This window comes from Shewanella sp. SR44-4 (genome assembly GCF_014163715.1).
In the GTDB taxonomy this organism is placed as follows: domain Bacteria; phylum Pseudomonadota; class Gammaproteobacteria; order Enterobacterales; family Shewanellaceae; genus Shewanella.
The window spans coordinates 85,254-98,147 of sequence record NZ_JACJDU010000001.1; the positions used below are offsets into that span (position 1 = coordinate 85,254).

Consider the following 12,894-nt stretch of genomic DNA (forward strand, 5'->3'; position numbering starts at 1 on the left):
ATTCGTTCCTTGCCTCCACATTGGTCTGACTGAGCCAGAAAAGAGGCTACTTAACCGTAAGGAGCAATAAATGCGTCATTATGAAATCGTATTTATGGTTCACCCAGATCAAAGTGAACAAGTCCCTGGTATGATTGAGCGTTACACCGGTGTTATCACCGCTGCTAATGGTACAGTCCACCGTTTAGAAGATTGGGGCCGTCGTCAATTGGCTTACCCGATCCAAGACCTACATAAAGCTCACTATGTTCTTTTGAACGTAGAAGCATCTGCAGAGTCTATCGAAGAACTAGAAACAGCTTTCCGTTTCAACGACGCTGTTCTGCGTAACATGGTAATGCGCACTAAAGCTGCAGTTACTGAAGCTTCTCCTATGGCAAAAGCAAGAGACGAACGTGATTCACGTCGTTCACCTTCTGATGACCGTAATGTAGAAGAAAGCGCTGAAGAAAACGCTGAATAATTTTTTGTGAATAATCACTTAATGTTGTCTGGAACGATAACTCGTTCAAGACGATTAGATAGCCCTAGCGGTATAGCCCATGTGGTCATAACGGTAGAGCATAAATCACAAAGACAAGAAGTAGAAATGTTGAGAAACGTCTACTGTTTGATTCAAGTGGTATTAAGTGGTCCGCGCTTTGATAGCGTAGCAAATAAATTACAAGCAGGTGTGCAAGTTGATGTTGAAGGGTTTCTTTCACTACAACAAGGGCGAAATGGACAAAACCGTTTAGTCTTGCATGCTGAAAATGTCGAATTGAAAACTTAGGAGACTGTCAAAATGGCACGTTATTTCCGTCGTCGCAAGTTCTGTCGCTTCACCGCTGAAGGTGTTGTCGAGATTGATTACAAAGATATCGTTACTTTAAAGAACTACATCACTGAAAGCGGCAAGATTGTTCCTAGCCGTATCACTGGTACCAGTGCTAGATATCAACGCCAACTAGCTCGCGCTATCAAGCGTGCTCGTTATCTTTCTCTACTGCCATATACTGATTTACATCAGTAATATTGCAGTATTAATTATTCCTAACAGAATATTGAGGATTTGATAATGAACGTTATTTTGCTAGATAAAGTTGCAAACTTAGGTAGCTTAGGCGACCAAGTTTCTGTTAAAGCTGGTTATGCTCGTAACTTCCTTTTACCTTATGGTAAAGCAGTTGTAGCAAACACAGCAAACACTGAAGTATTTGAAGCTCGTCGTGCTGAATTAGAAGCTAAATTAGCTGCTGAATTAGCTACTGCGACAGCTCGCGCTGATAAATTAACTGCATTAGAAGCTGTTGTTATTGCTTCTAAAGCAGGTGATGAAGGTAAATTATTCGGATCAATTGGCAACCGTGATATCGCTGATGCAGTTACTGCAGCTGGCGTAACACTTGCTAAATCTGAAGTTCGTTTACCTTTAGGTGCTTTACGCACTACTGGTAGCTTCGAAATTGAAGTTCAAGTACACGCTGAAGTTAAAGCTGTAGTTAAGATTGCTATTGTAGCAGAAGCTTAATTACTGTTTAGCTCCATAAAAAACACCGCCTCCGGGCGGTGTTTTTTTATCTCTGCGATTTAATCACTAGCCTTGTTAACACCATCTGTTTAGGCCGCATGGCCAGCTGTTTAGGATCTTTCAATGCCAGAGAATATTCCAGTGAACCTCTATTTGATGGTCACTGGAATATTGTTTACCAGGGCTAGTTTAGTTCTTTTTTAGTCGCTGCTTCAGGCGCTACTACAACAGTCGCTTTGGCCGGTGCTTTGGTTGCAACTTCGGCAGCTGCTTCAGGGGCTACTACAACTGCCGTTTTGGCTTGTACTTTGGTTGTAATTTCTGCAGGGGCTTCTGGTACTACTACAACTCCGGCTTTAGCAGATGCTTTGGTTGCAACTTCGGCAGCTGCTTCAGGGGCTACAGCAACTGCTGGTTTGACTTGTACTTTAGTTGCAACTTCTGCAGCGGCTTCTGGTACTACTACAACTGCCGCTTCGGCTTGTACTTTGGTTGTAACTTCTGCAGCGGCTTCTGGTACGACTACAACTCCGGCTTTAGCAGATGCTTTGGTTGTAACTTCGAGGGCTACTTCAGGCGTTACTGCAACTGCTGGTTTGACTGGTATTTCAGTTGTAACTTCGGCAGCTGCTTCTGGTGTTACTGCAACCACTGCATTGGTAGGAACTTCAGTCGCTGCTTTTATTGCAACATCGGGTGCAACATCGGGTGCAACTTCAATTGCCGCTTCTGCAGGTAATTCAGTTGCAGTTTCTATGGCAACATCAGACGCTACTTCAGTTGCCACTTTGGCTGGTGTCTCAGTTGCCACTTCGGGTGTGACGACTGTTACTGCTTCAGTTGCAATTTCAGGCAATATTTCGGTTGTTGCTATGGCAGTAACTTCAGTTGCTACCTTTGCTTCTCCTTCAGTCTTGGTCACTAAGGTTAACTCTTTTATCAAATTATCAGCGTGATCGACCTTGTCCATCATCCACAAAATGTAGCGAATATCGACATGTACGGCACGGGTAATCGTTGGGTTAAAGAACCAGTCTTTAGTGATGGCTTCATAAGTTGAGTCGAAGTTAAGACCAACTAACTCACCTTTACCATTTAACACTGGTGAGCCTGAGTTACCACCAGTAGTGTCAGCACTTGATAAAAAGTTAACCGGTACAGAGTTAAAATCGGCGGGCTTGTCTAAACAAGACATAAATTGACAACTGCTTTGCTGCTTATATACCGATGTGACGCGATGTTTACCTAAGTCGTCAGCTTTAATTGCCGCTAACAGTTTCGCGGGAGCATTATACGGTGCTTCACCGGTGTTTTTGGCTAGGATGCCAGCTAAGCGAGTAAATGGCTGCTTGTATAATGCATCTTTAGATTGATAGCCATCAACCATACCGTAGGTAATACGTAATGTGCGGTTAGCATCAGGGTATACAGGCCAGTTATTTGATTTGTAATAATCAATAATCGCCTTCATATATTCAGGACGAACAGATGACAATTTACCTGCAAGTAGCTTTTCGCTCTTTTCCAATGCCATATTGGTGTCATGAATGGCCACCGCTAAACGAATAAATGGGTCATCGCTAATCTCAAAATCTTCAGCTCTTTTACTCATCCACGCTAGGCGTTTAGCTTGGTCGGTGAGCTCTGTTAATGCATACAAACCTTCCACTTTAGACTCTAGCTGTTCAAAATTGTCTGAGCTGCTTAAGGCGTTATCAAACACTTCAGTTTTTAACGGTTGTCTTACATAGGCTTGTAAGTCTTGTAACCATAAAATTTTATCGACCACGGGATCGAAGCTGCTATCGATACGTTTAAGTGCTGCTTTAAACATTTTCATATCACGCAGCTGAAACCCTGACTCACGTTGGTCATTGGGTTTCTTCCTTTCTTTAGCTAAACGGTACAGTTTGCTAGCAGCCTGGAGCATTTCGCTTGATTGGGCATTTTTAAAGAAATAATTGGTTTGCATTTGCTGATGTTTTTCAGCAAGTAGTGCTTCAAGATCACTGATGAGATTTTGGTTAGCACCAGGATCTTTTTTAAGCCAAGCGAGAAAGTCATTCTCACGTTGCTGTTTAATACCAACAATATCAGTGGCGTTAAAGCCATCTAATAAGCCATTAAGCTTTTTCATCCGGTTAGCCATTGAGGCCATAGTGCCGGCATATTTAAGCGCGATATCTTTATCTACATCGCCCATTAAGGTAATGGTATCAATTTGCAACTGGTAGCGTTTTGCGTAGGTTGGATATATCCAATCACTAGCAAACTGTAACTCACTGGTTAAGTTGTAACGGCTGGTAGAACCTGGATAACCGGCCACAAAAATACCATCGCCTGCTTTTACACCGTCTGCGTTCACTTTTAAGTAGCTCTTAGGCTGATATGGCACATTGCCTTTCTTAAACGTTGCAGGCTTACCGTCTTTGCCCACATAGGCGCGTAAAAAGGTAAAATCGCCAGAATGACGAGGGTATTCATAATTGTCGATATCGCCGCCAAAGCCGCCAATACTTTTAGGTGGCGCATACACCAAGCGTACATCTCGAATGATTAACTGTTTCGTCAGATAATATTCTAAGCCGTGGTGAAAACTGTTAACTGAGCAACGGTAGTTGTCATCTGATTCGCAGATTTTAATTAATGCTTTTTTATTCGCCTGGATATCTTCAAAGCGTACCAAAGGTTCGGTGCTTAAGTTAGCCATAACGCTATCGGTCACGTTGGTAACTTCCTCGGTAATGTATAAGCGTTCGTTTGGCCCAGCAGAAGGTTCTTCCGCTTGGGTGTTTGCTAAAAAGCCATCTGCGAGGTAATTATGTTCTTTTTTGCTGTTATATTGTATGCCGCGATAAGCACAATGATGGTTTGTGACAACTAGGCCTTGGGGGGATACAAAACTGGCGGTACAATACCCCAAACTGACGACAGCATTCATTGGGTACTGTCCCAAATCTGCCAGTTGTGATGCGGGAATATCAATACCACGTTGCAGGAGTTTGTCGGCAATGGATGGCATTTGATACGGTTGCCACTGCCCTTCATCGGCAAAGGCAAAACCAGATGTCAGCACAAGTGCTGCAACGAGTGCTATACGCATGTATTTTCCTTAAATAATTATTTTATCTCCGTTTGACGGAGCTGTTATTCTAATCGGTAATGACGGCAAATTAAGCTAGACCACGGTGTTATACCATATTTTATAAAGTCGTTGGAAATTGGGAGTGTTAATGTCACAGCAAGGTGCTTTTAAAGCAAGAAACAGGCAAAGAGATGTAGAAGTTAATGCATTAAAATTGCCTCCTCATTCAATAGAAGCAGAACAATCCGTGTTAGGTGGATTGATGCTAGATGCTGAAGCGTGGGATCGTGTTTCTGAAGCGGTTGTGCCAGAAGATTTTTATTCTCGTTCTCATCGAATGATTTTCACGGCTATGCAACGTTTAATGGAATCGGGCCAACCGCTGGATTTAATTACCGTATCCGAACAGCTCGAAATTGAAGATCAATTAGACGATGCTGGCGGCTTTGCTTACTTAGGCGAAATTGCCAAAAATACCCCCAGCGCCGGTAATATTTTATCTTACGCAGACATTGTGCGTGAACGTGCCGTAGTACGTGACATGATTGCCGTTGCCCACGAAATTGCCGATGCGGGTTATAACCCAGAAGGCCGTGATTCAAGTGCATTATTAGATTTGGCTGAAACCAAAGTCTTTAAAATCGCAGAAATGCGTACCAATGCCAATGAAGGCCCGGAAAACATTAAAAGCATTCTTGAAAAAACCGTCGATAGGATTGAGCAGCTTTATAACAATCCCCATAACGGTGTGACTGGTGTTTCAAGTGGTTTTAATGATTTAGATAAAATGACCGCTGGTTTTCAGTCTGGCGACTTAATTATTGTAGCCGCGCGTCCTTCTATGGGTAAAACCACCTTCGCGATGAACTTGTGTGAACAAGCCGCCATGAATGAAGACAAGCCAGTACTTATTTTCAGTCTCGAGATGCCGTCAGAACAGATTATGATGCGTATGTTAGCCTCGCTTGGCCGTGTAGACCAAACCAAAATTCGTACAGGTCAATTAGACGATGAAGATTGGGCGCGCGTGTCTTCAACCATGGGTATCATGCTTGAACAAGGTAAAATGTACATCGATGATGGCTCAGGGTTAACCCCAACCGAAGTGCGCAGTCGTGCCAGACGTATTGCGCGTGAGCATGGCGGGTTATCAATGATCATGATCGATTACCTGCAATTAATGCAGGTACCGTCGTTAAAAGATAATCGTACCTTAGAAATTTCAGAGATCTCTCGTTCATTAAAAGCCTTAGCCAAAGAATTAGAAGTACCTGTTATTGCATTGTCGCAGCTTAACCGCTCGCTAGAGCAACGAGCCGATAAACGCCCAATTAACTCTGACTTACGTGAATCGGGTGCGATTGAGCAGGATGCCGATTTAATTATGTTCATCTATCGCGACGAAGTGTATAACGACAGCTCCGAAGATAAAGGCACCGCAGAAATCATTATCGGTAAGCAACGTAACGGACCTATTGGGCGTATTCGTCTGGTATTCCAAGGTCAATTCTCTCGCTTTGATAACTATGCTGGGCCGCAATTTGAAGAAGACTAATCATTGATTAGACTGTATTTGTGTTTTTAGTATCGTTATTTATGATATTAGTTTATCTCTGTTAATGAGGTTGCATTCATGGCCCTAAACCTCTTAACAGATAGCAAGCCGCGCCATGTTATTTATTGTTAATTAAGGCAACCTATTGAAACCTTTTCCTCGTGCAGAAATCAGTCGTTACGCATTGCAAAGTAACTTGGCACAATTGCGCCTTATTGCGCCCAATAGCAAAATTATGGCAGTGGTTAAAGCCAATGGTTATGGCCATGGGTTATTAAATGTGGCTGAAAGTGTCGGCTTATTAAATTATGTAGAAAGTGTCGGCAAGTATCATGGCGGCGCAGATGGGTTTGGTTTGGCAAGGCTTGAAGAAGCATTGCAACTCAGAGAAGGCGGCGTAAAAGGTAAGCTTTTATTATTAGAGGGTTTTTTCCGTCAGTCAGATTTACCCACACTAGTTAGTCATAATATCGATACTGTGGTTCATCATGAATCGCAATTGCAAATGCTTGAAACTATCACGCTAGATAAGCCTGTCACCGTATGGATAAAAATTGATACTGGCATGCATCGTATCGGCTTTAGTCTTGAGCAGTTCGACAGTATTTATCAGCGTTTGCTGGCTTGTCCGCAAGTGGCTAAGCCGATTCATTTAATGACTCACTTTGCCTGCGCCGACGAACCCGATAATATCCTTACTCAAACGCAAATGAATGCCTTTGAGCAATTGATTAGTGGCTTAGAAGGCGATCGCACCTTAGCAAATTCTGCAGGTACCTTATTTTGGCCAACAAGCCAAGCCGACTGGATAAGACCCGGCATTGCGCTTTATGGTGTATCTCCGGTGGTGGGTGATAGGGGCGTTAATCATCGATTAATTCCGGCGATGGAATTAGTATCCAATCTGATAGCTGTGCGCGAACATAAAGCCGGCGATAGTGTCGGCTACGGTGCAACTTGGACCGCTAAAAAAGACACTCGCTTAGGGGTTGTTGCCATTGGTTATGGTGATGGTTACCCACGTAATGCGCCAGAAGGCACACCGGTATGGATTAACGGCCGCCGAGTACCGATAGTCGGTCGAGTGTCTATGGACATGTTAACCGTAGACCTAGGTGCCGATGCACAAGATAACGTCGGCGATAGTGTTCAGCTGTGGGGTAAAGCACTTGCAGTAGAAGAAGTGGCCGAACACATTGGTACCATTGCTTATGAATTAGTGACTAAGCTTACGCCACGAGTGTTGGTTGAACTGCTCGATTGAGCATGAGATTGATATAAACAATGCCCAATACGTAGATAATGTGTTGGGCATTGTTGTTTTAGATACTTTTTTAGGTGCTGTAGTTTTAGATACTGTTGTTTTAGGTGCTGTAGTTTTGAGGCTCTGTTTTTTTAAGAATTGGGTGCCAGCGTTAGATTCAGTTTTTCACTTTGGCGTTAACTTCTAATGTTTGATTAAGAATCCTCAAAGCAAATTTCAATAAAAGCGTTACCGAATTCGTGGCTAAAAGGCATCATGATTTTTTTACCGCGCGCTTTATGAGAAATAGTATGGTTTTTACCAGACACCACAGCCGGTGTTGCCATATCAAAGTCGTAACCTTTTTCGCTGAGTAAGTTTTTGGCACCGCCAGTCACCATGTTAGTTATTTCACCCACTAAATCAGTTACTTCATCATTAATAACCCCCGGTTTTTCACCAAGCATTTTATTCATAATTTCAAGGATAAGTGATTGCTCAAAAGTAATCGACAGCGAACCGCGAGTTTTAGGACCCACCATACCAATCAAGCCAGATACGTCACCTTTTGCAAGGTCATGGTTTTTTAATTGAGGTTTACCAGGCTTAAGATCCATTGTTGCCATGGTAGAGATTACATTGATTAAAGACACAAGAAATGGGTTGATGAATTCAACGTTCATAGGCAAAGCAATCCTTCTATATTTTAAAGGGTGGCATAGTATATAGAGAGGGCATAAAGAGTGCGTAACGCTACACGGCCCTATCATTATAGTAGCTGACTAACACAAATACTGACTATATCAGCAAAGTGAAATACAGGTTTAAGCTTAGAGCACAAAAAGGAAATTGATAGTGGCATTAACGGTAAAAATATTTTTATACAGTTAATTCATGTAACAAAAATCTAGAATGAGCCATTAATTTACTATGGTCGGTCTAACGCTACAAGGGCTGAGCTGAACATCAATTGATTGCGCTACTGACTAAGGTGGTTTCTAGTTGGAGCTAATATTGATTACCCATGGACTTAAAGCAATTAGCGCGACAGCGAAGACTGCAAACGTTGATTATCCAATGATGATAAATTCGGTTAATGCCACATCAAAGCGAGGCTCACCAACGGATAAGCACAGCAATAGCTATGCTCGTGCGCTTCTTTTCCATTATACCGATGTTGGATAGTTCATTATGTTAAGTCGCTGACTGTAATTGTAATGATTCAGTTTGGAATTTCTATTAGCTAGTTCATGTTTTTAACGCTGTGTTGGCTACCTGAAAAGCTAAGATGATTTAATCGCTTTACATCAATAAGATGGCAAATGTAGGATAAATCAATAACGCAATGACTAAACGTCATGTACCACAAGGATCGAGCAAGTGTCGAAATCTGTAGCCATCACAATAAATGATCAATTTTCACGAGTTGATTTTCTGAAACATAGAACGCCAGAAACCACTAATGAACAAGCAAAAAATGCTTTTGCGCTATTATCTGAATATAGAGACGGTGGAATATATATCGCTCATTATTCCGGTTTTAGTGAGTGGGAGAAACACCCAAAAGGTGATGAGTTCGTTCAGATTTTAGGTGGAGAAACGACATTAGTCCTTCTAGTTGATAACGTAGAGCAACGTTACCCTTTATCGACGGGGCAAATGTTGGTTATCCCCCAAGATGTTTGGCACCGTTTTGAATCACCAGAAGGTGTTAAAATTATGACAATAACACCGCAACCAACAGAGCATAGTATCGAGAAGCCAAACGGAACATAACAAATAACGATAGGTCGGTTGAAGCCGTATTAAGTACCCATTAGCGCGAGCAGCCCTATTCGGTTAAGCAAAAATGCTGTCGTGAAAAGTGCCGTTGTGCAATGTGCAGTTGTGAAAGGTAGTAAGAAGATAAACCTTGGTTTACTCTGCGTTTTTGCAACCTTAAGTTCTTGTTGTGGCTTAGGTTTTATGGTTTTTAATTTTAATTTCATGAGAAATCATATCGTTGTACAATAAAAATAACTAAATAAGAGGTGTTCTATGGATGGAAAATCATTAATCGTTATTTTAATAATGGTGTCAGCTTCAGCTTCTGCAGAAGTCTATAAGTGTGCAGATGGTAAGTATCAAGCAGACCCGTGCGACGACCAAAGCGAACCGTTAGATTTAAGTAATGTAGGCAGCGTGGTTGCACCATCGAGAGGTTACCCTGAAAGCCTAACTAACGAGACCATAGATGCAAGGCAGCTGGATAGTGCTGTTAATGCGCGTGATAAAAAAGCTGAAATCGCTCAATACTTACGTAAACAAAAAATTGAACGTGAAATTAGAAACCTCGAAAAAGAAAGGAAAAAAGCGTTCAAAGATCGTGATGATAAAATCGATCAATTGCGTACCACTGGTAAGCGAGCTAACAATAATTTAGCGGGTGCAACTTGGCAGCAAAGTCTAGCGCAAGAAATGACCGCAGTTATGCAACAGGGCAGTACCGAAGTCGAATCAATTGATCGTCAAATATCTGCACTTAGGTCTGAATTAAAACAACTGTAAACCAAATAAACTAATCAATAACCGTGGCTACCAATTGGTGGCCTTTCTTTACGCGAATTAAGCAACGGTACTTACATGCACCATCAGCTTTATCATGTTTATGAATGCTATAAGACGCCATAATTTTGGTTCCCCACTTTTATTTGCCCAATTCATTATGGTTCCCCTGGCCTCTAAAAACGTGTAAAAGCGTCTTAAAATGTGTGAAAAACTCAAAAACGTGAGAGGTGTTAATTCAGTGAATACAACGTCAAAGCTAGCCATACCAACGTATACACTCTATCGCACCGTGATCTTTCCCTAAATCAGTAGACACTTGCTTCTCGATGATGGGTTAATGATATAATTAGCCATTACTTAGGGCAGCCCAGTTGTTTTAGCCTAATTTATGACTTTTTTACTGGCTCCTTGTGCAACAACGATTACCCAAAATGCAGCTAAAAAGGTGCATCAATACCGCAAATTATGAGTATAAAGAATTCAGTGAATACAACACCAAAGCTAGTCATACCAACAGATACGCTTGATCGCACCTTTTCCATTGCGCCGATGCTGGATTGGACTGACCGCCACTATCGTTACTTTGCACGCCTTATGTCGAGCAAAGCCTTGTTGTATACCGAGATGATCACCACGGGTGCCATATTACAAGGTAAGGGCGACTATTTAGCTTATAACGAGCAAGAGCATCCTGTAGCGTTACAGTTGGGTGGTTCTAACGCTGCTGATTTAGCGGCGTGTGCCAAATTGGCTGCTGAGCGCGGTTATGATGAAGTGAACCTCAATGTAGGGTGTCCGTCTGATAGAGTGCAGAATGGTCGCTTTGGTGCGTGTTTAATGGCTGAACCTGCGTTAGTAGCGCAATGTGTTGATGCGATGAAGCAGGTAACCGATATGCCGATCACGGTAAAAACCCGTATTGGGATTGATGAGCAAGACAGTTATCAGTTTTTAACGGATTTTATTGAAACCGTGAGCGCTCAAGGTTGTAGTGCATTTACTATTCATGCGCGTAAAGCCTGGTTACAAGGGTTAAGCCCGAAAGAAAACCGTGAAATTCCGCCGCTAGATTATGATCGGGTTTACCAGTTAAAGCGTGACTATCCACACTTGAACATTAGCATTAACGGTGGCATTAAAACCCTTGAAGAATCTAAGCTGCATCTAACCCAGCTAGATGGAGTGATGGTGGGGCGTGAAGCTTATCAAAACCCCTATATATTGGCGCAAGTTGATCAGCAATTGTGTGGACTCGATACAGTGGTGATTACTCGTCAGCAAGTGATTGAGCAAATGTTGCCGTATATTGAGGCTCATTTAGCCCAAGGCGGTCGGTTAAACCACATTACTCGTCATATGATTGGTTTATTTCAAGGATTGCCGGGTTCACGTGGCTGGCGTCGTCATTTAAGTGAGAATGCTCATAAGCCTAATGCTGATATTGGGGTAGTGCTTAAAGCCGCTGAGTTTGTTGATGCCGAAGCATTGGCCAGTGACGAATCGACTTTGATATAACACTTTATATTAATAGGTTATATCGAGAAGTTATATCGCGAGATATTTCAATAGAATACGTTGTCAAATAAACGCCCAGACGGTTATATTAACAATAGCCGTTAGCATATCAAAAGCGTCTTTTATTAGGCACTTTTTGATTTTTAACTCGTTTGTAAAATCAGCTCGAGAATCTGTAAAGCCCGCTAGACAAAAGTGGCCAAGACAATTACCTATGATAAGACCTAAAAAGACTAGACCGTCACTGACTATTGTCAGTAACTATTGTCACGAATCCAGTTACTAAACCTGTCACTCACGCAATCATTTTCTCAATTATTAACTCATCCATTATCTCAATCATTAACTCTGTCAGCGTAACCATCACATTCATCAACTATTAATCTCGCCGTTAATTTAACCTCTACTTCAGCCACTCATCTAAGCACTTACTTCGCTGTAGCTTTTCGGTGGGTGGTAATATTGGGCTATTTCTGACGACGTTTTAGTCTTGCTAAGATGCTTAATAAAAATCACTGGTCATTTTCACTAACTATATGGTTAATTTTACTACCTGTTGGTTTTTTGCTCACGACTTCAGTTCAGTTATATAAACTATAATTAATTTATTTGGTTTACAAATTAAGTGGTTAGAGTGGTTTTTGAAAGTTGGCACGCAGCTTGTAATACCTATTGTGTAATCAACTAGACGGGTGTTTAGTTGCCATTAACCAACACAAGAAAGGATGCCATTATGTCTACATTAACTTCAACCAACGTGATTCGCCGTAGTGTTCAACTATCAATTGCTGCAGCATTATTGGTTACCGCCAGTGTTTCGGCACAAGCAGATGAAATTTCAATCTCTAATACAGTCGCTGCGCTAGAACAGAATATGACGCAAGCGAGCCAAGAGATGATTTCAAATGTGAAGCAAGAGTTAATGCTGTCGTTGCAAACTCAAATTGCTGAACAAGTTTTTGAAATTAATTCAGCTTTAGAGTTTGCTAGCTTTGAACAACCACAAGTGAGTACCGCTGTAGCTGCTGAGAATAAGTAATGGATGGGGCGATGAATATAGGCTTGGTGCTGCCATTAATGTCGTTATTGTTATTGCCAGTTATCAGTTTTGCATTGTGTGCGATGTTAGTCAGCTGGCTGTTTTGGCCAAGCATTAATGACCAAGCTTAATCTTAACTCATTGCTTTTAGAATAAACCTTATTAAGTACGAGAGGATAATATGAACCGTTTAATCAATAGATTACAAGATGAAACTCGAATTGTATGTGGCGTATCTGCGAAGTTAGCAAAACAATATGGCTGGTCATTACTTTGGACTCGTATTGTGACAGTAGGATTAGTGCTAACCAATCCAAGTATTAGTTTACTTGCGTACTTTGTGATTGCAGTGGTGATGAGTCAAAAAACATCTCGATTTTAAGGCTTGCCCAGTAATGAG

The 12,894-nt window shown here is 41.8% G+C and carries 12 protein-coding genes and 1 pseudogene; 11 read left to right on the forward strand and 2 right to left on the reverse strand.

All coding sequences use genetic code 11. From position 1 onward, the window contains the following. The first annotated feature begins 70 nt into the window (after positions 1-70). Genes rpsF through rplI form a run of 4 tightly spaced genes read left to right on the forward strand, consistent with a single transcriptional unit; the run spans position 71 to position 1,510 of the window. Positions 71-463 carry a 30S ribosomal protein S6 gene (gene rpsF / locus H5125_RS00370; protein WP_011638789.1) on the forward strand — a complete coding sequence of 131 codons (393 nt, stop codon included), beginning with the start codon at positions 71-73 and terminating at the stop codon, positions 461-463. A gap of 21 nt (positions 464-484) precedes the next feature. Next, positions 485-772, forward strand: coding sequence for a primosomal replication protein N (gene priB / locus H5125_RS00375; RefSeq protein WP_011638788.1), 288 nt, complete (start codon positions 485-487; stop codon positions 770-772). Positions 773-784: 12 nt separating this feature from the next. Then, positions 785-1,012: a 30S ribosomal protein S18 gene (rpsR, locus tag H5125_RS00380; RefSeq protein WP_101085203.1), complete on the forward strand. Its 228-nt coding sequence runs from the start codon at positions 785-787 to the stop codon at positions 1,010-1,012. Between the two features lie 45 nt (positions 1,013-1,057). Then, positions 1,058-1,510: a 50S ribosomal protein L9 gene (rplI, locus tag H5125_RS00385; protein WP_101085204.1), complete on the forward strand. Its 453-nt coding sequence runs from the start codon at positions 1,058-1,060 to the stop codon at positions 1,508-1,510. 913 nt (positions 1,511-2,423) lie between these two features. Here rplI and H5125_RS00390 read toward each other — a convergent pair. Continuing rightward, positions 2,424-4,613: pseudogene (locus H5125_RS00390) on the reverse strand (S46 family peptidase); the annotation flags it as partial. Between the two features lie 130 nt (positions 4,614-4,743). Between H5125_RS00390 and dnaB the strand changes: the two are divergent. Further along, positions 4,744-6,150: a replicative DNA helicase gene (gene dnaB / locus H5125_RS00395; protein WP_101085206.1), complete on the forward strand. Its 1,407-nt coding sequence runs from the start codon at positions 4,744-4,746 to the stop codon at positions 6,148-6,150. Between the two features lie 145 nt (positions 6,151-6,295). Beyond that, positions 6,296-7,414 (forward strand): alanine racemase, encoded by a 1,119-nt coding sequence (gene alr, locus H5125_RS00400; RefSeq protein ID WP_101085207.1) that lies wholly within the window; start codon positions 6,296-6,298, stop codon positions 7,412-7,414. 194 nt (positions 7,415-7,608) lie between these two features. Here alr and H5125_RS00405 read toward each other — a convergent pair whose 3' ends face one another. Beyond that, a complete protein-coding gene (locus H5125_RS00405) occupies positions 7,609-8,076 on the reverse strand; it encodes a chemotaxis protein CheX (protein ID WP_101085209.1) in 468 nt (155 codons plus the stop codon). A 697-nt stretch (positions 8,077-8,773) separates the two neighbouring features. Here H5125_RS00405 and H5125_RS00410 point away from each other — a divergent pair. The 5 genes from H5125_RS00410 to H5125_RS00430 all read left to right on the forward strand — a co-directional run bounded on the left by H5125_RS00410 (position 8,774) and on the right by H5125_RS00430 (position 12,876). Further along, complete coding sequence (locus H5125_RS00410) at positions 8,774-9,169, forward strand: cupin domain-containing protein (RefSeq protein ID WP_182743147.1); 396 nt, start codon at positions 8,774-8,776, stop codon at positions 9,167-9,169. Between the two features lie 261 nt (positions 9,170-9,430). Next, positions 9,431-9,940, forward strand: coding sequence for a hypothetical protein (locus tag H5125_RS00415; RefSeq protein WP_182743149.1), 510 nt, complete (start codon positions 9,431-9,433; stop codon positions 9,938-9,940). Between the two features lie 465 nt (positions 9,941-10,405). Beyond that, entirely contained in the window at positions 10,406-11,455 is a 1,050-nt protein-coding gene (gene dusA, locus H5125_RS00420) for a tRNA dihydrouridine(20/20a) synthase DusA (RefSeq protein WP_182743151.1), read from the forward strand. Positions 11,456-12,188: 733 nt separating this feature from the next. Beyond that, positions 12,189-12,494: a hypothetical protein gene (locus H5125_RS00425; RefSeq protein ID WP_059744650.1), complete on the forward strand. Its 306-nt coding sequence runs from the start codon at positions 12,189-12,191 to the stop codon at positions 12,492-12,494. Positions 12,495-12,675: 181 nt separating this feature from the next. Further along, on the forward strand, positions 12,676-12,876 hold the full coding sequence (locus tag H5125_RS00430; RefSeq protein WP_011638776.1) for a PspC domain-containing protein: 201 nt from the start codon (positions 12,676-12,678) through the stop codon (positions 12,874-12,876). Positions 12,877-12,894 lie beyond the last annotated feature (18 nt).